The sequence below is a fragment of the Micromonospora sp. DT41 genome, from assembly GCF_049841715.1.
Classification (GTDB): Bacteria; Actinomycetota; Actinomycetes; order Mycobacteriales; family Micromonosporaceae; genus Micromonospora; species Micromonospora profundi.
Genome location: NZ_JBNCKU010000008.1, coordinates 69,080 through 90,557 on the forward strand (window position 1 = coordinate 69,080; position 21,478 = coordinate 90,557).

Sequence of the window (21,478 nt, forward strand, 5' to 3'; positions counted from 1 at the left end):
CGGGGCCGCGCCGGGTGGGTGATGCCATCAGCCTCCGCCCACCCGGCAACGGCAACCAGGCCGCCGTTTGCCCAGGTGCGGCGCACCCAGGCTCGCCATCGCCCTGCGACACCACGACGCGCAGGAAACGGTCGCTGCCGTCGCACGGCACCTCGGCGCTGGCCATTCCACACCTCATCGCTATGACGAAGCCGTAGTCATCGACACCCACACGTTGCCGACCACTGACGATCCCGTGTCGCCCGACATTCACTCCGGATAGGTGACGGTCGGGACCGCGAGCTCCCGGCGAAGCACCGGGGCGACCTCGGTGGCGAGCCGCTCGACGGACTTGAGGATCTGCGCCTGGGGCATTCCGCCGAAGCCGACGTGCAGGAGCAACCGGCTGATGCCGTACACCTCGTGGTAGGCCGCGACCTTGTCGATCACCTCTTGGGCGCTGCCGACGACGAGGGCGCCCTGCGGACCGGTGAAGGCGTTGAACTTCTCCGGGCTGAGTACGAATCCCTCGCCCCGCTTGTGGTTGTTGTCCCGGAAGCCGGCGGTGAAGTGCGGGTACATCGTCCGCCGCGCCTCCGCGCTGGTCCGGCCGACGTGACCCTGCACGCCCAGCCCGACCCGCAGGGTGGCTGGATCGCGCCCGGCCCGCTCGGCCGCCAGCCGGTAGAGGTCGACGATGCGGGAGTGGCTGCCAACGGTGCCGAGCAGGACCCCGAGCATCACGGGCAGCCCTCGGGCGCCGGTCTCGACGGCGGAGGTCGGCGTGCCACCCACGCCGACCCAGATCGGCAGCTCCTTCTGAAGGGACCGGGGCGCGATGTCGGCCTCGCGCAGCGGCGGGCGGAAGCGCCCGTCCGACCAGGTGAGCGGGTTCGTCTCGCGGATCCGCAGCAGCAGGTCGAGCTTCTCCCGGAACAGTTCCGCGTAGTCGGCGAGGTCGTAGCCGAAGAGCGGAAAGGACTCGGTGTACGACCCGCGCCCGGCGATGATCTCGGCGCGGCCGCTGGAGAGCAGGTCGAGGGTGGCGAACTGCTCCCAGACGCGGACCGGGTCGTCGGAGCTGAGCACCGTGACAGCGCTGGTCAGACGGATCCGTCTGGTGCGTTGCGCCATCGCGGCCAGCACCATCGGTGGCGCCGTCGCCACGAAATCCGAGCGGTGGTGCTCGCCGACGCCGATGACGTCCAGGCCCGCCTGGTCGGCGACCTCGGCGAGTTCGATGACGTGACGCAGGTGCTGGTGCGGGTCGGGAAGCTGGCCGGTGGCCGGGTCGGCGGTGAGTTCGCCGAAGGTGATCAGGCCGATCTCAAACGACATCGTCGGCCTCCTCTCTGGTCTGCCGTGCGGGCGCCGGTGGGATCGGGAAGTTGCGGTTGAAGACGTTGTCCGGGTCGTACGTGGCCTTGATGGCGCGCAACCGGCTGAGGGTTGGCTCGGGCCAGGCGTCGAGCAGCCGCTCCGGATCGGTGTCGGACTCGAAGCTGAGGTACATGCCGTCGAGGTGCGGGCGCAGGTCGGCCCAGAGCTTGTCGAGTTGGGGCCCGCGGTCCGCGACGGTGGCTGCGAGCACCGAGAAGTTCTGCTCCCGGTGCGGATAGGCGGTCGCGTCCCGGTCGACGTCGTTGACGGCGCCGCCCACGGACCGGAACTGCATGATCATCACGTCGCCGGAGCGGATCATTGCCGCCATGGCATCCGCCGCCTCCGGGGTGACGTGGTGCAACAGCCCGCTGTGCGTGTCGCTCAGACCCTGCCCGCGATGCTGGTTGCCGGGCGGCGCGACGATCGCCGGATACGGCGCTAGCTGGGCGTGCTGGTCGAGGATCGGGCCGATCTCCAGGAACGGGCCGAGGGCCGCCTGCGCCGCCTCGACGTCGTCATTGGCGTGCACGAGGGTCACCTGGGCCATCGGCGGGCTGCCCCGGCGGCCGGGAAACAGGCTGAGAAAACTGCTGATCTCCCGCGGCGCGTCCTCGACGAGCCGCCCCCAGCGACGGAGCACGCCGGCGGCGTCGCTCGCGTCGACAGTGAGCTGCGCGAAGACGACATCGCCGACCTCGTACGCCTCCAGTTCCAGTGCGGTGACCACGCCGAAGTTGCCGCCGGCGCCGCGGATCGCCCAGAACAGGTCGGGGTGGTGCTCGGCGTCAGCCCGGACCAGTGTGGCGTCCGCCGTGACGATCTCGGCGGCGACGACGTGGTCGATGGTCAGCCCGTACCTGCGGACGAGGTACCCGATGCCGGCGGTGGTCGCGAGGCCGCCGACGCCGACGTCGCCGTAGTCACCCGAGCTCATCGCCAGGCCGTACGGGGCGAGCGCCTGGGCGACGTGCCCCCAGCGGGCACCCGTCTCCAGCCGGATCCGGCGGGTGGCCCGGTCGAGCACCTCCACCTTGTTCATCCCCGACATGTCGATCACGATCCCGCCGTCGTTCGTCGACCGGCCGCTGATGCCGTGGCCGCCGCTGCGCACCGACAGCGGTACGTCCTGCGTCCGCCCGTACGCCACCGCATCCACCACGTCAGCGGCGTTGGCCGGGCGGATCACCAGGGCTGGCGCACCCTGCCGGATGTAGCTGTGGCGCACACGCTCGTACTGCGGGTCGCCGGGCTCAACGGCCTTGGCGGCCAGGGACTCGGGCAGTGCGTCGTAGTCGACGCCGGGCTGGCGTCTGGCGAGGGCGACGGCCGACCGGACCGGTCCCGGTTCGGTGTGATGTCCCGTGCGCTCCTTGGCGACGGCCTCGCGCAGCGCGGGGGCGATCTCCTGCCCGAAGGTCTGGATGAGTAGTGGGTCGTCGCGGCCGATCAGGAAGGAGCTGAACCCCTCTTCGAGGACCAGCGGAAGGAGTTGGTCGACCCACTGCTCGGGTGGACCCTGGAGGAAGCCACGGTTGTGCGACGACGCGCTGACCTGGAACAGGTTGAGCAGTCGCCGGATCTCGCGTGGATCCCGGCCCGCCTCGACCGCCGCCTCGTCGATGAGCCGGTTGGCGGTGACCCGGTCCGGCGACCGGAGGTACTCCAGGGTCGGCAGCCAGCCGTCGGCCTTCTGGCCGGTCAGTTTCAGCATCTTCGGCTGGTAGGCGCCGAGCCAGATGCCGATGTCGTGCGCCGGTGTCGGGCCGCGCTGCATGCCGGGGATCGGATAGTACGTCCCGTCGCGGCGCAGCGGCTCCGACGTGTCTTCCCATACGCCACGCAGGACGTCGATCGCTTCGCGCAGCGCCGCGACGCCCTGGCCGGCGGTCAGTCGGCGCCCACCCATGCCCTCGATCCCGTCCCAGAAGGCGCCGGCGCCGAGGCCGAGTTCGAACCGGCCGTGGGAGAGCCGGTCCAGGCTCGCCGCGGCGCGGGCCAGGACTGCGGGCGGACGCAGCGGCAGGTTCAGGACGTTTGCGGAGACGCGGAGCCGCTCGGTGCGGGCGGCCACCCAGCTGAGCAGGGTCCACGTGTCGAGGAAGTCCGGGTTGTACGGGTGGTCCTGGAAGGTGGCGAGATCCAGCCCTGCTGCCTCGGTCAGCTCGGCCAGCGCCATCACCTGGTCGGGATCCCGGGCGCTGGGCGTCAGGAACGTCCCGAACAGAAGTTCATGGCCGTAATCAGGCATTTCCCATCCGATCCTCGATGACTGTTGTGGGACACATCGTTTGCCCGACGCATCTTATGCTGCACAACATATCCTCGAAGTGGCGCATTCCCCTCGACATGGGCCGCCACGGCCATGGTCTGACGGGACAAACAGTGCTTGATCAACACATCGGCTGTTAGCATCGGGGGATGCCTGACGCCGGTGACGACTGCGAGCTGGCAGCCGACCGCCGACGTGGTTCGAACTTCGGCTGGTCCCTGGGAATGGTGCTGCGCCGCTGGCATGACCACGTCGAGGAGGCGTTGAAGGACCTGCCGCACGGCAGCCGCGGCTACCACATCCTGGCCGTGGTCGTCCACGAAGAGGTGCCCACGCAGGGCGCTCTGGCGGCCCGCCTGGTGATCGACCGCAGCGTCCTGACCTACGTCATCGACGATCTGGAGAACGCCGGTCTCATCGAGCGGCAGTTGGACCCACGGGACCGGCGCGCCCGTCGGATCGTGGCCACCGAACGCGGACGCCAGGCACTCGTCGAGGCCGAACGTCGGGTGGCCCACGCCGAGGACCAGGTGTTGGGCGGACTGCCCGAGGACCAGCGGGACGCTTTCCGCGACTTCGCCGAGCGCGCCGCCGAGGCCATCCACACCGCCGCACCGGGGACAGACCCCTGCGCGGCGGTGACCAGCGTCCTACCTCCGGCGCAGCAGCCCGCCTCCTGACGTCACACCGCCCGGCCGATGGGCACCGCCGCCCAGGCGCGGCGGTGGCTGGGCGCGGCGGTGACGGAACGCCGAACGTCGGCAGGTGCGTCCCGCCGACCGGCGGATGTCCTACGGCTTGCGGGCCAGGAGACCGACGAAGGTGTGGTAGGTGTCGGTCTGGAGGGGAGCGGCAGCGTCCGGCTCCGGACGCCACTCGGCCAGCGGCACCAGCCCCGGCTCCAGCACCGTCAGGCCGTCGGCGAAGGCGAGGATCTCCTCGTCGGTGCGCCAGCGGCCGGTGCCCAGCGACTCGTTGAAGACCCGCTCGACCTCGCGGGCCTTCCGGGAGCCTTCCGGGTCGCGCTCACCCGGGTCACGGAAGTGCGAGATCGCCACGTAACTGCCGGAGGGAAGCGCGTCGATCAACGCCGCCGCGATCGCTCGCGGGTCCTCGTCGTCACCGACGTGGTGCAGGATCGCGAAGAGCAGCAACCCGACCGGCCTGTCGAAATCGAGGAACCGACGTACGTCGGGATCGTCGAGGATCTGCTGCGGCGACCGGACGTCCGCCTGGATCACCGTCGCGGTGCCCTCGGCGGCGAGCAGCGCACGCCCGTGCGCCAGGACGATCGGGTCATTGTCCACATACACCACCCGTGCCTTCGGGTTGTGCTCGATGGCGACCTCGTGGACGTTGCCCTGGGTGGGCAGCCCCGATCCGATGTCGAGGAACTGGTCGATGCCCGCCTCGGTGACGAGGAAGCGGATCACCCGACGCAGGAAGGCCCGGTTCGCCTGACCGGCCGCCGGACCGTCCGGAGTGATCCGTAGAGCGTGCTCGGCGACCTTCCGGTCGGCCTCGAAGTTGTCCTTGCCGCCCAGGAAGAAGTCATAGACCCTGGCCACGCTGGGGATGTTCGGGTCGATGCCGGGCGGTGCCGCCTCGTCGCGGGTCACAGACGTCTCCATTCAGAACGGATCAGCGCCGGCCGGAATCTGCTGACGACTCCGGCGTTGCGGCGAGTGTAGCGATAGGGAAGGTTGGATTTCCGCCCCGACTGGTACCGCTCCCAGCGAACCCGCCCGTCACCAGCACATTCATCGCGCCGATGTACTACATCCGGCGCTCAGTGTCCTTCAGATACCGCAGGACCGCCGTCACCCGCCGGTCGGCCCGGTCGTCCGGTGCGAGGCCGAGCTTGGCGAAGATGCTGCGGATGTGCTTGTGCACGGCCCCTTCGGTGACGAACAGCCGCTCCGCGATAGCCGTGTTGCCCAGCCCTTCCGCCATCAGGGTGAGCACGTCGCGTTCCCGTGCGCTGAGCCGGCTCAGGGTGCTGTCGAAGCGGCTGCGGGCGAACAGTTGGGCGACCACCTCCGGGTCGATGGCCGTGCCGCCCCCGGCGACACGATGCAGCGCGCCGAGGAACTCCTCGACCCGACCCACCCGCTCCTTGAGCAGGTAGCCGAGCCGTACCGCGCCCTCGGCCAGAAGGTCGGTGGCGAACGCCTGCTCCACGTACGCCGAAAGGACGAGCACCGCGAGGTCGGGGTTGCGGCGGCGGGCCTCGACGGCTGCCACGATGCCCTCGTCGGTGTGGGTGGGCGGCATCCGGACGTCGACGATCGCCACGTCGGGTCGGAATTCGTCCACAGCGGACAAGAACGTGTCCGGTGAGTCGGTGGTGGCGACCACGTCGAGCCCTTCGGCCCGCAGCAGCAGGGCCAGCCCTTCCCGCAGCAGGGCGTCGTCCTCGGCTATCACGATCCGCACGGCAGCTCCACGATTATCGTTGTCGGCCCACCGGGTGGGCTGGTCAGTGTGAACCGGCCGTCATGGGCTCCGACCCGCCGGCGGATGCCGCCGATCCCCGAGCCGTGGCCCTCGTCGGCACCGCCACGGCCATCATCGGACACCGACAGGCGCAGCCGGCCGGCGCTGAGGCCGACAGTGACCGCCGCCTCGCTGGCACCGCTGTGCCGGGCCACGTTAGTCAGCGCCTCCGCCACCACGAAGTACGCCGTCGCCTCGACCGACGCGGCGCATCGGCCCGGCAGGTCGACCTCCACGGTGCACGGCACGGCGGAGCCGGCAGCCAGGCCGTGCAGCGCACCGGCGAGCCCACGATCGTCGAGCACCGGCGGCAGGATCCCGCGCGCCACGGTACGGAGTTCCGCGAGCGCCAACTCGGCGGCGTCCTGCGCCCGGTCCAGTACCTCCGCCAGCTGCGCCGGGTCACGGGCCAGCGCGCGTCGTGCCGCGCCGAGCAGCACGGTGACCGCGACCAGCCGGTTCTGTGCCCCGTCGTGCAGGGAACGCTCGATGCGGCGCAGCTCGACCGCGTGCGCGTCGAGCGCGCCCGCGCGGGTGGCGGTCAGCTCGGCGATGCGCAGCGACATGTCGACGTCGCGCGGCGGTGCCAGCAACCGTCGTCCCGGCAGCGCCTGGAGGTTGGCCATCCGCGGACCGAGCGCGACGGCCACGGCGAGCCAACCGACGCCGATCAACGCGACGACGAGCGCGTCGAGCAGCCCGTCGATCCTCCAGTAGATGAAGCCGGGGCCGCCCATGTCGGGGGGCAGCATCCAGAAGTACAGGGGGAACACGAAATTCTGTACGGCGGTGAGCGGCAGCGACAGCCCCACAGCGCCCAGCACGAACCCGAACGTGCCATGGGTGGCCACGAACGCGCACTCGCGGCGCACCCACGGGTCGCGCAGGGCGGCGCGCAGTCCGGTGGGAACCGGAGGCGGCATGGGCAGGTCGAACGCCCACCGCGACAGTCTGGCGCGTTCCCGGTCGGCGGCCCAGCGCACGACCTTCAACACCGACGGGACCACCACCAGACCGACGCCGACCACGCACGCGAGCGCCACCACTGACAACAGCAGGAACGCCGTCAGCGCCAGGATCGACGTACCGAGGCCGCCGACGAGGTGCTCGAGAGCGTCGACAGATATCCGTACGCGCTCCCGGAGGTATTGGCGCACCGTGTGCCCGCGCTCCGGTCGGGCCGGCCCCCGCACTGTGGCGCCGGCGTCTTCGCCCTGCATGTGCGCACCTCCCCGGCAGACGATAGGCGACCGAATGCGGATCCGGCCTCGTCGGAGCGCGTTAGTACAGCCTGCTGTACCTCGGTTGGCCCGGTGGCTGGATCGTCGTTGATTGGTCTTCGGCATAGCGTTGCCACCATCAACCACCACTGAGGGAGTAGTCATGACAGACCACAACCGCACCGCCGCTGCCGCGACCGCCGGCACGTCCGACAGCGCGGACCAACGCAAGCTGCTGCGTCCCGTGCTGTGGCTGGTGTTGATCGTCAGCGCCGTCATCAACGGGTCCATGTCGATCGCGGGTCAGAACCTCTTCGTCAGCGGCGGGTTCGGACTGATCGCCCTGGCCGCCGCTGTCGGGCTCGTCGTGCATCACTACCGGCACCGCACGTAGGCCCGAAGGTGCGTGAGCAGGCACAACACCATCGTCAGCCGTCGACGGACGGCCTCCCCGAGGGGCAGTTGATGTCGTCACATCCGCGGTGCGGTGACGCTCGGCTGCCTCTACCATCCCGGCATGACGGTGCCGTCAGAGACGCTTCCCCTCGCTTCCGATTTCCCTGCCGCCACGCGTGAGCAGTGGCAACGGTTGGCGCTGGGGGTGCTGCGCAAAGCCGGCCTTGCCGGTGAGGACACCCCGGCCGACGCGGTCGAGGATCTGTTGGCCCACCACGGCTACGACGACGTGACGTTGGCGCCGCTGTACACGGCCGAGGATCCGACGCCGATGCCCGGGCCCCCGGGGCTGTTTCCGTACACCAGGGGTGCCCGGGCGGCCGGCGCGGTGCCGGCCGGGTGGGACATCCGGCAGCGGCACGCCGACCCGGACCCGAAGGTCACCGCCGAGGCCGTCGGCGCGGACCTGGAGAACGGTGCCACCTCCCTGTGGCTGGTGCTCGGCGGGGACGGCATGTCGCCGGCCGGGTTGCCGACCGCGCTGGACGGTGTCTACCTGGACCTGGCCGGGGTCGTGCTGGACGCCGGTGCCGCCGCCGTCGAGGCGGTGCCGGAGTGGTTCGCGTTGCTCAACCAGCGGCAGGTGCCGCCGGCCGAGGTGCGCGGCAACCTCGGTGTGGACCCGCTCGGGTGGCGGGCGCGCACCGGGCAGCGGTGGGAGGGCCCGGTGGACGAGTGGGCCCGCGCCTGCGCCGCCGAGTTCCCGGGGCTGCGTGCGCTGACTGTCGACGCGACGGCCTTCCACGACGCGGGTGCCTCCGACGCGCAGGAACTCGGCTGCGCCATCGCGACCGGCGTCGCCTACCTGCGGGATCTCACAACGGCGGGGCTGGGCGTGCCGGCCGCGTTCGGCCAGCTGGAGTTCCGGTACGCGGCCACCGCCGACCAGTTCGCCACTATCGCGAAGCTGCGGGCGGCCCGCCGGCTGTGGGCACGGGTGGCACAGGTGAGCGGCGTGCCGGAGCACGGCGCGCAACGCCAGCACGCTGTCACCTCCACGGCCATGATGACCGCCCGCGATCCGTGGGTGAACATGCTGCGTACCACGCTTGCCTGCTTCGCCGCAGGCGTGGGTGGCGCAGACGCCGTGACAGTGCAGCCGTTCGACCACTGCCTGGGACTGCCGGACGGCTTCGCCCGCCGGATCGCCCGCAACACCCAGTCGCTGCTGCTGGAGGAGGCGAACGTCGGTCGGGTGATCGACCCGGCCGGCGGCTCGTGGTACGTCGAGCGGTACACCGAGGAGTTGGCGCGGGCAGCGTGGACGTGGTTCACCGAGATCGAGCGGGCCGGCGGGATGGCTGCGGCGCTGGACAGCGGCCTGGTCGCCGATCGGCTGGCCGCGACCTGGCAGCGTCGGGCCGACAACCTGGCGCATCGCCGGGATCCGCTGACCGGGGTCAGCGAGTTTCCCCACCTGGGGGAGCGGTTGCCGGCCCGCCGGCCCGCGCCGGCGCCGCCGGGTGGCGGGTTGCCCCGACACCGGTACGCGCAGGCGTACGAGTCGCTGCGGGACCGGGCGGACGCCCACACGGCGGCCACGGAAGCGCGGCCCACTGTCTTCCTCGCCACGCTGGGGCCAGCGGCCGCGCACAACGCCCGCGCCGGGTTCGCCGCCAACCTCTTCGCCGCCGGTGGGATCGCGACCGTCCGGCCGCCGGTCGGAACCGACGATCCGGCCCGTCTGGCCGCCGAGTTCACCGCCAGCGGCGCCCGCGTGGCGTGCCTGTGCTCTACCGACCGGCTGTACGCGCAGTCGGCGGAGGCGGTGGCGCAGGCGTTGATCGACGCGGGCGCGGACCGGGTGTGGCTCGCCGGCAAACCGGCCGACCACTCCGGCGTGCACGGCTACCTGTACGCGGGCTGCGACGTGGTCGCGGTGCTGGAGACGACGCTTGACGACCTGGAGGTGGCGTGATGGGCGTGGGGATTCCCGACTTCTCCGAGGTCGAGCTGGGCGGGCCGGCCACCGCTGCCGACGCCGATCTGGGCCGGTGGCGGGACGCGGTGCGCGCCGAGACCGGCGGTGACCCGCAGGCGCTGACCTGGCAGACGCCGGAGGGCATCGACGTCGCCCCGCTGCACACGGCTGCCGACCGGGACGGGCTGGACTTCCTCGGCACGTTCCCGGGCATCGCGCCGTACCTGCGTGGCCCGTACCCCACCATGTACACCACGCAGCCGTGGACAGTCCGCCAGTACGCGGGATTCTCCACCGCGCAGGAGTCGAACGCGTTCTACCGGCGCAACCTGGCCGCCGGTCAGAAGGGGTTGTCGGTCGCCTTCGACCTGCCGACCCACCGAGGCTACGACTCCGACCACCCGCGGGTCGCCGGGGACGTGGGCATGGCCGGGGTGGCGATCGACTCCATCTACGACATGCGGCAGCTCTTCGACGGCATCCCACTGGACCGGATGAGCGTGTCGATGACCATGAACGGCGCCGTGCTGCCGGTGCTGGCGCTGTACATCGTGGCGGCCGAGGAGCAGGGGGTGGCGCCGGAGCAGCTCTCCGGCACCATCCAGAACGACATCCTCAAGGAGTTCATGGTCCGCAACACCTACATCTATCCGCCGCAGCCGTCGATGCGGATCATCTCCGACATCTTCGCCTTCACCTCGGAGCGGATGCCCCGGTTCAACTCGATCTCCATCTCCGGCTACCACATCCAGGAAGCCGGGGCGACCGCCGACCTGGAGCTCGCGTACACACTCGCCGACGGCGTGGAGTACCTGCGGGCGGGGCGGGACGCCGGCTTGGACATCGACGCGTTCGCGCCCCGGCTGTCGTTCTTCTGGGCGATCGGGATGAACTTCTTCATGGAGGTGGCGAAGCTGCGGGCGGCGCGGCTGCTGTGGGCCCGTCTGGTGCGCGACTTCCAGCCGAAGAACCCGAAGTCGTTGAGCCTGCGGGCGCACTGCCAGACCTCCGGCTGGTCGCTCACCGCCCAGGACGTGTTCAACAACGTGGTCCGCACCTGCGTCGAGGCGATGGCCGCCACGCAGGGGCACACCCAGTCCCTGCACACGAACGCGCTGGACGAGGCGCTGGCGTTGCCTACCGACTTCTCCGCGCGTATCGCCCGCAACACCCAGCTGGTGCTCCAGCAGGAGTCCGGCACCACGCGGGTCATCGACCCGTGGGGCGGCAGCGCCTACGTGGAGCGGCTCACCCACGATCTGGCCGCCCGCGCCTGGAAGCACATCCAGGAGGTGGAGGCCGCCGGTGGGATGGCCCAGGCCATCGACGAGGGCATCCCGAAGCTGCGGATCGAGGAGGCCGCGGCGCGTACGCAGGCGCGTATCGACTCCGGCCGGCAGCCGGTGATCGGGGTCAACAAGTACCGTCCGGACGCCGACGAGCCGATCGACGTACTCAAGGTCGACAACCGGTCGGTACGCGCGCAGCAGGTGGAGAAGCTGCGCCGGCTGCGCGCGGAGCGCGACGAGCAGACCTGCGTGGCTGCCCTGGACGCGTTGACCCGGGCGGCAGGTGCCGCGCTCGACGGCACGCGGGGGCCGGGTCTGGAGGGCAACCTGCTCGCCCTGGCGGTGGACGCCGCGCGGGCGAAGGCCACGGTGGGGGAGATCTCCGACGCGTTGGAGAAGGTGTACGGGCGGCACGCCGCGCAGATCCGTACCATCTCCGGCGTGTACCGGGACGAGGCCGGCGCTGTCTCGGCCATCGAGAGCGTCCGCGCCGCCACTGCGGAGTTCGCCGTCGCCGAGGGCCGCCAGCCGCGCATCCTGGTGGCCAAGATGGGCCAGGACGGCCACGACCGGGGTCAGAAGGTGATCGCCACGGCGTTCGCCGACCTGGGCTTCGACGTCGACGTGGGTCCGCTGTTCCAGACCCCCGCCGAGGTGGCCCGTCAGGCGGTCGAGGCCGACGTGCACATCGTCGGGGTGTCCAGCCTCGCCGCCGGGCACCTCACGCTCGTGCCGGCGCTGCGCGATGAACTGGCAGCGCTCGACCGCGACGACATCATGATCATCGTTGGTGGCGTGATCCCGCCGCAGGACTTCGACGCGTTGCGGGCGGCCGGCGCGGCGGCGATCTTCCCGCCCGGCACCGTGATCGCCGAGGCGGCCCGGGAGCTGCTCACCGAGCTGTCCCGGCGGCTCGGCCACCCGGACGCGTGAGCGGCGCCGCGATGCGCACCCCGCCGGTCGAGGCGTACGTCGACGGGGTGCGTGCAGGCTCGCGGGCGTGGATCGCGCGGGCCATCACCCTCGTCGAGTCGACCCGACCCGACCACCGCAGGGCGGCGCAGGGGCTGTTGGCCGCGCTCACCCCGTACGCCGGAGGTGCCCGCCGCATCGGCATCACCGGTGTACCCGGGGTCGGCAAGTCCACGTTCATCGACGCGCTCGGCTGCCGGCTGACCGGAGACGGACACCGGGTGGCGGTGCTCGCCGTCGACCCGTCGTCCACCCGCACCGGCGGGAGCATCCTCGGCGACAAGACCCGCATGGCCCGCCTCGCCGTCGACCCGGCCGCGTTCGTACGGCCCTCGCCGACGGCCGGCACGCTCGGTGGCGTCGCCAAGGCCACCCGGGAGGCGATAGTGGTGGTCGAGGCTGCCGGGTACGACGTGGTCCTGGTCGAGACCGTCGGCGTCGGCCAGTCCGAGACCACTGTCGCCGAGATGGTCGACTCGTTCCTGCTGCTCACCCTCGCCCGCACCGGCGACCAGTTGCAGGGCATCAAGAAGGGCGTGCTGGAACTCGCCGACGTCATCGCCGTCAACAAGGCCGACGGGCCGCACGAGACCGACGCGCGCCGGGCCGCCCGGGAGTTGGCAGGCGCGTTGCGGCTGCTGCATACGGCCGACAGCGGCTGGCAGCCGCCGGTGGTCACGTGCAGCGCTTTGGAGGAGACCGGCCTCGACGAGCTGTGGCAGCAGATCCGCCACCACCAGGACACCCTGGCAGCCTCCGGCGAGCTGGCCGAGCGGCGGCGACGCCAGCAGATCGGCTGGGTCTGGGCGATGGTGCGGGCCGAACTCCTCGACCGGCTCCGCAGTCATCCCACGGTGCGAGCCCTCGCCCCGCAGATCGAACGGGACGTTCTCGCCGGGACTCTCACCCCTGCGGTCGCCGCCGAGCGGCTGCTTGCCGGGTTCTCCGATCCGTCAGTCACACCGGGCCTCGTCGACTGAACCGCAGGTCGCGGCACACCCATCACCTGGGCAACCCGCGTAGCCGACGGCCTACCAGCAACTGGGAATGCCAGACTGAACGACTACGAAGCGCCGGCAGGGCAGGGTCAGTGAGGGGACCCGTTCTGCCGAAGCTTCCCGCTCAACGCGCCGAAGCAGTCGCGCCGGGGGAGGTCGTTGCTCACGCAACGACGCTCTTGTCGCGGTAGTGCCGTATGGGTGACTCGTGGGTCTCCGGGCGTGGGGCAGACCGGGCCATGGTTGCACATGAGGAGAAATAGTGCTGATACAGGACAAGCTCGAATCGATCTTCACGTCCGTGGTGCGACGCAACCCTGGGGAGGGCGAGTTCCACCAGGCGGTGCGGGAGGTGCTCGACAGTGTGGCGCCAGCCCTGAAGAGGCATCCCGAGTACGCCGAAGCGAAGATCATCGAGCGGATCTGCGAACCGGAACGGCAGATCATCTTCCGGGTGCCGTGGGAGGACGATCGCGGTGAGGTCCACATCAACCGCGGCTTCCGGGTGGAGTTCAACAGCGCCCTCGGGCCGTACAAGGGTGGTCTTCGCTTCCACCCGTCGGTCTACCTGGGGATCGTGAAGTTCCTCGGCTTCGAACAACTGTTCAAGAACGCGTTGACAGGCATGCCGATCGGCGGTGGCAAGGGCGGGTCGGACTTCGACCCGAAGGGCCGCTCGGATCGGGAGGTGATGCGGTTCTGTCAGTCGTTCATGACCGAGCTGTATCGGCACATCGGCGAGTACACCGACGTGCCGGCAGGCGACATCGGAGTCGGTGGGCGGGAGATCGGCTACCTGTTCGGGCAGTACAAGCGGATCACCAACCGGTACGAGTCCGCGGTGCTGACCGGCAAGGCCCTCAGCTACGGCGGCGCCCAGGTACGCCGGGAGGCCACCGGCTACGGCGCGGTGTTCTTCGCCGAGGAGATGCTGCGCGCTGACGGCGGCGACAGCCTCGACGGCAAGCGGGTGGTGGTCTCCGGCTCGGGCAACGTGGCGATCTACGCGATCGAAAAGGTCCACCAGCTCGGCGGCACCGTTGTGGCCTGCTCGGACTCCTCCGGCTACATCCACGACCCGAAGGGAATCAACATCGAGGTGCTCAAGCACCTCAAGGAGGTTCGCCGGGCACGGATCGACGAGTACGTCGAGGCATATCCGCACGCCACGTTCGTCGCCGGCCGCCCGATCTGGGAAGTGCCCTGCCAGGTGGCGATCCCCTGCGCGACCCAGAACGAACTCACGGGCACCGACGCGCTCAGCCTCATCGCGGGTGGCTGCACCACAGTGGTGGAGGGGGCCAACATGCCCACCACCCCGGAGGCGGTACGGAACTTCACCGAGGCCGGCGTGCGGTTCGCGCCAGGTAAGGCGGCCAACGCCGGCGGAGTCGCGGCAAGTGCGCTGGAGATGCAGCAGAACGCCAGCCGCGACTCGTGGACCTTCGAGTATTCCGAGCAGCGGCTACGGGACGTCATGCAGACCATCCACGCCCGCTGCCACGCCACCGCCGACGAGTACGGAATGCCCGGCAACTACGTCGCCGGCGCCAACATCGACGGCTTCCGGCTCGTCGCCGAGGCGATGCTCGCCCACGGCCTCATCTGAGGCGTCGACACGGCCGTACCCGGCGTGGCGCTTCACCGTCCCGAGGGCTGTTGCCCCCGGGACGGTGAAGGGCCCCGGATCAGCGGGCGTTCACCGGCTCCGGTGGAAGGCTCGCCTCGGTCGCCGCATCCTCGGTAGCCAGCGCGTCGGGGGTGACCCGGCCCCGCCCGAGGGTCGGCAGCAGCCGGTCCAGCCACCCCGGCAGCCACCAGTTGGCCCTGCCGAAGAGCATCATGGTCGCCGGCACCAGGACGAGCCGGACGATGGTGGCGTCGAGGGCGACCGCGGTGGCCAGCCCGACACCGATCATCTTCGTGACGATGTCGGCGTTCGTCATGAACCCCGCGAACACCACCACCATGATCAACGCTGCGGCGGTGATGGTCCGGGCGGTGGCGGCCAGACCACGCACCACACTCTGGAACGGGTCGCCGGTGGCCAGCCACTCCTCCCTGATCCGGGAGAGCAGGAACACCTCGTAGTCCATGGAGAGCCCGAACAGGACAGCGAAGAGCAGCAGCGGAACCCAGGTCGAGACCGGCACCGGTCGGTCGACACCGAGCAACTGACTGCCCCAGCCCCACTGGAAGACCATTGTCAGCACCCCGTACGCGGCGGCGACGCTGAGCAGGTTGACAAGCGCTGCCTTGATCGGCACCAGGATGCTGCGGAACACGACAGTCAGCAGGATCAGCGACAGACCGACAACCACGCCGACCACCAGCCACAGCCGCTCGGCCAGCAGGTCCGCGATGTCGGCGAAGACAGCCGTGACACCGGTGACCTCCGCGCCGTCCGGCAACACGTCCGCGCGGAGCCTGTCCACAAGCTCACTGGATCGCTCGTCCTGCGGGCTGAACGCCAACTGCACGGTCAGCACTGACGCCGTGGCGTCGGGCGCCACGACCGGCTGTGAGACCGTAGAGACCCCCGGCACCGCAGCGATCCTGTCCCGCAACGCCGGCAGGGAGTCCTGCGGCACCACTGTCAGGTCCACTGCCACCACGAGCGGGGCGTACGCACCGGGCCCGAATTCGGCGGCGATGAGGTCGTACGCCCGCCGGACGGTGTTCTCGGTGGGCTGGCTGCCCGCGTCCTGGGGCCAGGTCCGCATTGTCAGCGCGGGGGCACCGAGCAGAAGCAGCACCGCGAGGGCGAGCAGGGCCCAACCGGCGGGACGTCGTCCCACCCGTTGCGCCCAGCGGACGGTCATCGGCGGCCGTCGCCGCGGCTCGGTGTCGACGATGCGCCGCCGCCGAAGGCTGATGATCCGCCGGCCGCTCATCGCGCACAGCGCCGGCACCAGCGTGATCGCCGCCGTCATCACCGTCGCCACGACGATGGCTGTGGCGTATCCGTAGGTCCGGTACGCGGCCAGGCCGGAGAAGACCAACCCGAACAGGGACAGCAGCACGACCGCGCCAGCGACCAGGATGGACCGGCCTGCGGTGGCGGTGGCCCGGGCTGCCGCCGCCCGTGGTTCCAGACCGGCCCGCAGCCCTTCGATGTGCCGGGTCACCAGCAGCAGGGCGTAGTCGATGCCGACACCCAGGCCCACCATCGCGGCGGCGGTCGGCGCTGTGGTGCCGATGTTCGTGAGCGCGGCCAGCAGCAGGATTCCCGACGAGCCGATGCCGAGCCCGATCAGCGCCGCGATGATCGGCAGTCCGGCCGCCACCACCGAACCGAAGGCGATGATCAGGATGACGAGCGCGATCAGCACGCCGACCAGTTCGCCAGTGTGACTGCTGGACTTCTCACCTTCGGGCACCTGACCCGCGTACTCCACCTGAAGGCCCGCGTCTCGCGCCGGCCCGGTGGCGGCACGCAGTTGGTCCATGGCGTCGGCGTCGAGGTCGGTCACCGGCACGGTGTAGCGGACGTCGATGAGCGCGGTGTCGCCGTCGGTGGACCTCTGAGCCGGGCCGGCCACGCCGACCCGCTCCACGGCGCGCAGCGCGTCGACCACCCGGTCCAGCAGCGCCGGATCCAGTTGGCCGCCGTCCGGGTCGTGCACCACCACCCGCGCCTCGGTGCCGGACAGGCCGGGGAACCGCTCCCGGAGCAGATCCGTGCCGGCCTGCGACGAGGTGCCGGGTACGTCGTAGTCGTCGCGGGGCGTGCCACCGACGGTGCCGGCCAACCCGAGGGCCAGCACCAGGACGGCGACCCAGGCGGAAACGGTCAGCCAGGGCCGCGCGGCGCAGATGGCGCCGATCCGGTGAAGCATCCGGTTCACCGGCGGAACCTTCCCGCGTCGGGCTTCAGAGCGCTGTCGCCCGCCAACATGTCCAGAATCGGAATCAACCTCATGCCATTGCCGACGGGCCACGCCCCGGCACGTTCACCGACCGGTCCACCGAATTCGCCGCCGCGCCGCCCGGCCGCTGAAGGGGACCGTCGAGGGCATCAACGCTGTTCGGTGAGCGGCAGGTCGATGATGGACGGTTCACGGAGAAACCTGCGCCAGACGGCGGCAGCGTTGTCGACGAGCTTGCGCTCGGTGAGGTTCATCAAGCCGGTCAGGCTTGTCACCTCGGCGGCCACAGTGCCGTCGGAGCGGCGGATTGTCGACTGGACGACCTTCACGATCTTCGGCGACGGGTACTCGAAGCGCGTCTCGACGTCGATTTCGTCACCGAGCATGAGTTCGCGCCGGTACTTGATGGAGACGTCCAGTTCCACAGGCCCGAAACCGGCCGCGGCGAGCTTCCTGACCGAGAGTCCCGCCTGGGCGAGTGCGGACCATCGGGCGTGCACGGCGTAGTTGAGGTACTGGGAGCCGCGAACGTGCCCGTTCGAATCGATGTCGTCGCTGCGGATGATGATGTGTGTCGAGTGCGGCACGGGCGTCTCCATCGTCGGGGTGGCATCGAGTGAAGCCCTCTGACCTGTGCTGACGGGCGCGAGGCAGCAGGGTTCAATGGGGACGCCATCTGGCCCGGCCTCGTCGTGCTGGTACGCGGCGGCCACCTGGGCCGTTCGCACCGACGGGGGTTCAGCGGCCGAGTCGGGTTCGGCCGGCGCTACACTGGCCCAGCTTGAGCCGATGCGGCCCGTCCGATATGAGGTGGGTCAGGGCTCGCTTGTGCGGATCGGGGCCGGCCGGGTTCAACCGCGCCGAGTGCGGCGGACGAGGAGCAACATCGTGGTTGCCCCGGTCTGTGTCGCCCGCTGCCGTCCGGGACGCCCGTGTGCCGCAGTGGGGCGGTCGGTGCGGCGGGCCGGGCAGCGGCTCAGAGCCGACAAGATGGATCGGCCCGGAAACGGGAACCAGGACGGTGCCGTCGACAGGTCGTAGCCGCTGAAGGCGACCTGTCGCAACGTGTGTGCGCCTACGAGCAGGAAGGTACATCCGTGGTTGACGACGGTGACAGTTCTCCGCCGTTGCTGTTCGAGGTCCTCGGCCCGATCAAAGTGCGGCGTCACGGCCAGGAGCTCGACCTGGGCCCCCGTCAGCAGCGGTTGATCCTGGCCCTCCTGCTCGCCCGTGGCGGTCAGCCGGTGGGTACCGGGGAAGTGATCTCCATGTTGTGGGGCAGCAGCCCGCCGACGAGTGCCGTCAACATCGTCCATCGGTATGTGGGTGATCTGCGCCGTCTGTTCGAGCCGGACATCAGGCCCCGGGCCAGGGGGCGCTGGCTTGCTTCCGACGCCGCCGGCTATCGCATCCTCGTGGACGAGCACAACCTTGATCTGCTGTCCTTTCGCCAGCTCGCGCTGCAGGCCCGCGCGGCGGTTGCCGCTGGGCAGCCGGATGCCGCGATGGCGGCCTACACCAAGGCACTGGAACTGTGGCGGGGACCGTGTGCGGGCGCACCGGAGTTGCTGGCGGAGCAGTTCGAGGCGTTCAACGCCGTCGACCAGGAATGCACAGGGGTCGCCAGTGATGCCGCCGATCTGTCACTCCTGCTGAACGGCGGTCGCTCCCTGCTGTGCACGTTGCGGCGCGTGGCAACGTGCCACCTCTTCGACGAGCGGCTCCAGGCCAGACTGATGATGGTGCTGTCCGGCGCCGGTCAGCAGGCGGAGGCCATCGCCCGCTATCACCTGCTCCGCCGCAAGCTGCGGGAGGAGCTTGGAGTCGACCCTGGCCCCGAGCTTCAGTCGGCGTACCGTCGGGTGCTCCAGCAGAGTTCCCCGCCGGAGAGCGAGAGACGTCAACGGACCTCCACCCCGGAACGACATCGCGAGGTGGCTCCGCCCGATCGAGGGCTGCAATCCCGCTACGACGGTGTGACCCATACCGCGTCGATCACTGTGGGCGCCGAGGACATCGGCCCCAACGGGCACGTCCGCAGCTCGAGATATCTCGACTATGCGATCCGGGCCCGCTGGGCGGCGCTCGCCGATGCCGGTCTGTCGATCAAGGAGTTGGCGTCGGCTGGCGTGGGGCCCGTGGAGCTGGACGTGTCGATCAAGTTCCTGCGCGAGCTGGTTCTCGGTGACGAGATCGATGTCGTGACCCGTTTCGAATATCCTTCTCCGAAGATCGTTCGACTCGTCCAGTCACTGTTCCGGCGCTCCGATGGGGTGCTGGCTGCCATCGTGACGAGCGTTACCGGGCTCATGGACATCGCGGAACGGCGGTTGGTCGACAACGCGGCCGAGGTGTGGGCGGACTTCCTGCAAGACCTCGCCGTTGTCGATCTCGCCGATTCGGAACTCGACAAGGCGTGACGGCGGTACGGGTCGGAATTGCCGCCCGCCCGGCAGGTGATTCAACCTCTCAGCGCGTCGCGGAGAAGCTTCATTGCGTAGTGCGCACGCGATTTGACGGTGCCGACGGGAATGTCGAGTTGCGTGGCGGTTTCCTCAAGGGAATGCCCCTTCACGTGCAACTCGACGAGGACGGCTCGGTGGGACGAACTCAGCTCGGCGATTGCCTGCTGGAGCGTCAGCTTGGCGATCACCGCTTCCGCGGCCTCGTTCCCGGAACCGGCGGGTTCGGTGTCGAAGAGGGTGACCTCCGTCGGTCGTGACTGCCGCTTCCGGTAGGCGTCGATGGCCAGCCGGCGGCCCACGGTGAACAGCCAGCGACGTTGCGACTCGGGCTCGGTCGGCACCGCGTCGATGCTGCGCCAGGCCCGCAGCATCGTCTCCTGGACCAGGTCCTCGGCGGTGTGGGCGGCGTCCGACGACACCAGGCCCCGCAGGAAACGCAGCAGGGCACGGCCATTGTTTCGGTGGATTTCCTGGAGGCAACCCTCGGCGCGGCATGCTGGCGATTCCGCGTCGGTCGGATCGCGCTCGCGGTCGAGCTTCTCGGTGCCCCTGATCGCAGTCGCGGTGGTCATGGTGAGTCCCCCCAAAGCAGTTCCAGCGGTTCGGGGCGCAAGGCTATTGGGGGTTAGTGCAAACCTACTTAATTGCCAGTTACTTCGTTGTGAGTGGCCAGCGGGGCGCATTTTCAGTGCGCGTGGCGGCTGTTCATCCACTATTCATGGACTGTTTCCGAGGCTGTCGGGAGCGTTGTCCTGCCTGACGTGCGCCGGGCGGGAAGGTTCAGCCGCGGTCGGCGGCGGCGCCTCGACGGATGCCGGACCTGCCTGAACTCGTCGACGTCCACCACGTCGACACAGGTATGGAGTCTCAAACTCAGCAACCATCGGTGCAGGAGCCCTTCCTGGGCTTCTTCCGGGGTGATGTGCACAGCGAACTGGCCGGATACCGTGAGCGACGGCCGGTCGCGCCCCTGCGACTGCCCGACGGGCGGACCGGTTGGCTTCTGACCCGTTACGACGACGTGCGTGAGGCTCTGGCCGATCCCCGCCTCGTCAAGGACGGCCTGTTGTCCCCGCTCGGGTTCCGTCCGCAGCTGCCTCCCGACATCTACGCCGCTACCGCACGGAACATGCTCACCGTGGACCCTCCGGACCACACCCGCCTGCGCCGACTGCTCCAGGGCGCCTTCACCGCCCGTCGTATCGAAGGTCTCACGCCCGCCATCACCGCCACCGCCGACCAGCTGATCGACGACCTCGCCACGCCAGGACCGCACGACCTCATTGAGGAATTCGCCCTCCCACTCCCGATCACTGTCATTTCCGAGCTGCTCGGTGTCCCAGCGGACGATCGGGGCAGCTTCATGGAGTCGGCGAATGTCATCGTCTCGGGTCCGAGCCGCTTCCACGAGCTGCCGGGCGCGATGACCGGGATGATCGGTTACATCCGTGACCTGGTCGCCACCAAGCGCCGGCAGCCCGGTGACGATCTGACCTCAGCCCTGATCGCCGAGCGGGACAGTGGCGACCGGCTCACGGAGGACGAACTTGTCTCGACGGTGTACCTGCTGCTGCTTGCCGGATACGACACAACGGCGAACCTCATCGGAAACGCTGCCTGGCTGCTACTCGACGATCGCGCGCGGTGGGATGAGGTCCGCGCGGACCCGGACCGGTTGCGGCAGGCCATCGAAGAGGCGCTGCGCTACGAGAGCCCCGTACAACTAGGGACCCACCGCCTGGCCGTCGAAGACGTCACCTACGGCGATCAGGTAATCCCGGCCGGATCGACTGTTCTGCTGTCCATCCTGGCCGCTCACCGTGACGGCAGTCAGTACGCCGAGCCCGGCGCATTCGAGCCGGCACGCGAGCGGAGCCCACACCTCGCCTTCGGCCACGGCATCCACCACTGCCTCGGCGCGCCACTCGCCCGCCTGGAGGCACGGGTCGCCCTCACCACGCTTGTGTCGCGTATGCCTGAGCTGCGCCTGGTCGACGGATTCACCCCCCGGTGGCGGGCCAGCGCGTTGATGCACGGGCTGGAGGATGTGCTCGTGACGTCGAGCTGAGGACCTGCGCTGACAGCGCTGCCCGCCGGGGAGTTCGTCACCTCACACCCGCGAACGGATGCCCCGAACCCGCGTTGGTCAAGGTATGCCCAC

16 protein-coding genes are annotated in these 21,478 nt (G+C 70.0%); 8 read left to right on the forward strand and 8 right to left on the reverse strand.

The window, feature by feature from the left end; translation table 11 throughout:
• Positions 1–249 precede the first annotated feature (249 nt).
• On the reverse strand, positions 250–1,317 hold the full coding sequence (locus ACLQ23_RS16880) for an LLM class flavin-dependent oxidoreductase (protein WP_425735803.1): 1,068 nt from the start codon (positions 1,315–1,317) through the stop codon (positions 250–252).
• On the reverse strand, positions 1,307–3,610 hold the full coding sequence (locus tag ACLQ23_RS16885) for an LLM class flavin-dependent oxidoreductase (RefSeq protein ID WP_425735802.1): 2,304 nt from the start codon (positions 3,608–3,610) through the stop codon (positions 1,307–1,309). The genes ACLQ23_RS16880 and ACLQ23_RS16885 overlap by 11 nt, the downstream gene beginning before the upstream one ends.
• Positions 3,611–3,780: 170 nt before the next feature.
• Here ACLQ23_RS16885 and ACLQ23_RS16890 point away from each other — a divergent pair, with 170 nt between their 5' ends.
• Positions 3,781–4,311 carry a MarR family winged helix-turn-helix transcriptional regulator gene (locus ACLQ23_RS16890; protein ID WP_355593357.1) on the forward strand — a complete coding sequence of 177 codons (531 nt, stop codon included), beginning with the start codon at positions 3,781–3,783 and terminating at the stop codon, positions 4,309–4,311.
• A gap of 111 nt (positions 4,312–4,422) precedes the next feature.
• On the opposite strand, the gene ACLQ23_RS16895 is transcribed toward ACLQ23_RS16890, so the two are convergent.
• The 3 genes from ACLQ23_RS16895 to ACLQ23_RS16905 all read right to left on the reverse strand — a co-directional run bounded on the left by ACLQ23_RS16895 (position 4,423) and on the right by ACLQ23_RS16905 (position 7,347).
• A complete protein-coding gene (locus tag ACLQ23_RS16895; protein WP_355593359.1) occupies positions 4,423–5,250 on the reverse strand; it encodes an SAM-dependent methyltransferase in 828 nt (275 codons plus the stop codon).
• A gap of 157 nt (positions 5,251–5,407) precedes the next feature.
• Positions 5,408–6,067: a response regulator transcription factor gene (locus tag ACLQ23_RS16900; protein ID WP_355593361.1), complete on the reverse strand. Its 660-nt coding sequence runs from the start codon at positions 6,065–6,067 to the stop codon at positions 5,408–5,410.
• Positions 6,055–7,347 carry a sensor histidine kinase gene (locus tag ACLQ23_RS16905; protein ID WP_355593363.1) on the reverse strand — a complete coding sequence of 431 codons (1,293 nt, stop codon included), beginning with the start codon at positions 7,345–7,347 and terminating at the stop codon, positions 6,055–6,057. Before ACLQ23_RS16905 ends, ACLQ23_RS16900 begins: the two co-directional genes overlap by 13 nt.
• Positions 7,348–7,510: 163 nt before the next feature.
• Here ACLQ23_RS16905 and ACLQ23_RS16910 point away from each other — a divergent pair, with 163 nt between their 5' ends.
• The 5 genes from ACLQ23_RS16910 (at position 7,511) to gdhA (ending at position 14,592) form a co-directional block, all read left to right on the forward strand.
• Positions 7,511–7,741: a hypothetical protein gene (locus ACLQ23_RS16910; RefSeq protein WP_355593365.1), complete on the forward strand. Its 231-nt coding sequence runs from the start codon at positions 7,511–7,513 to the stop codon at positions 7,739–7,741.
• A 123-nt stretch (positions 7,742–7,864) separates the two neighbouring features.
• Positions 7,865–9,721, forward strand: a complete 1,857-nt coding sequence (locus ACLQ23_RS16915) for a methylmalonyl-CoA mutase family protein (RefSeq protein ID WP_355593367.1) — start codon at positions 7,865–7,867, stop codon at positions 9,719–9,721.
• The gene (scpA, locus tag ACLQ23_RS16920; RefSeq protein WP_355593369.1) at positions 9,721–11,946 is read left to right on the forward strand and encodes a methylmalonyl-CoA mutase; all 2,226 of its coding nucleotides are present in this window, start codon (positions 9,721–9,723) and stop codon (positions 11,944–11,946) included. Before ACLQ23_RS16915 ends, scpA begins: the two co-directional genes overlap by 1 nt.
• Before the next feature lie 11 nt (positions 11,947–11,957).
• Positions 11,958–12,965, forward strand: coding sequence for a methylmalonyl Co-A mutase-associated GTPase MeaB (meaB, locus tag ACLQ23_RS16925; RefSeq protein ID WP_425880794.1), 1,008 nt, complete (start codon positions 11,958–11,960; stop codon positions 12,963–12,965).
• A gap of 280 nt (positions 12,966–13,245) precedes the next feature.
• Positions 13,246–14,592, forward strand: coding sequence for an NADP-specific glutamate dehydrogenase (gdhA, locus tag ACLQ23_RS16930; protein WP_425735800.1), 1,347 nt, complete (start codon positions 13,246–13,248; stop codon positions 14,590–14,592).
• Positions 14,593–14,671: 79 nt separating this feature from the next.
• Here gdhA and ACLQ23_RS16935 read toward each other — a convergent pair whose 3' ends face one another.
• A complete protein-coding gene (locus ACLQ23_RS16935) occupies positions 14,672–16,822 on the reverse strand; it encodes an MMPL family transporter (RefSeq protein ID WP_425880856.1) in 2,151 nt (716 codons plus the stop codon).
• A gap of 179 nt (positions 16,823–17,001) precedes the next feature.
• Positions 17,002–17,439 (reverse strand): acyl-CoA thioesterase, encoded by a 438-nt coding sequence (locus ACLQ23_RS16940; protein WP_425880795.1) that lies wholly within the window; start codon positions 17,437–17,439, stop codon positions 17,002–17,004.
• Positions 17,440–17,949: 510 nt separating this feature from the next.
• Here ACLQ23_RS16940 and ACLQ23_RS16945 point away from each other — a divergent pair.
• Positions 17,950–19,272, forward strand: coding sequence for a BTAD domain-containing putative transcriptional regulator (locus ACLQ23_RS16945; protein ID WP_355593375.1), 1,323 nt, complete (start codon positions 17,950–17,952; stop codon positions 19,270–19,272).
• A 41-nt stretch (positions 19,273–19,313) separates the two neighbouring features.
• On the opposite strand, the gene ACLQ23_RS16950 is transcribed toward ACLQ23_RS16945, so the two are convergent.
• Positions 19,314–19,889 carry a sigma-70 family RNA polymerase sigma factor gene (locus ACLQ23_RS16950; RefSeq protein WP_355593377.1) on the reverse strand — a complete coding sequence of 192 codons (576 nt, stop codon included), beginning with the start codon at positions 19,887–19,889 and terminating at the stop codon, positions 19,314–19,316.
• A 239-nt stretch (positions 19,890–20,128) separates the two neighbouring features.
• Here ACLQ23_RS16950 and ACLQ23_RS16955 point away from each other — a divergent pair, with 239 nt between their 5' ends.
• On the forward strand, positions 20,129–21,385 hold the full coding sequence (locus tag ACLQ23_RS16955) for a cytochrome P450 family protein (RefSeq protein ID WP_425880796.1): 1,257 nt from the start codon (positions 20,129–20,131) through the stop codon (positions 21,383–21,385).
• Positions 21,386–21,478 lie beyond the last annotated feature (93 nt).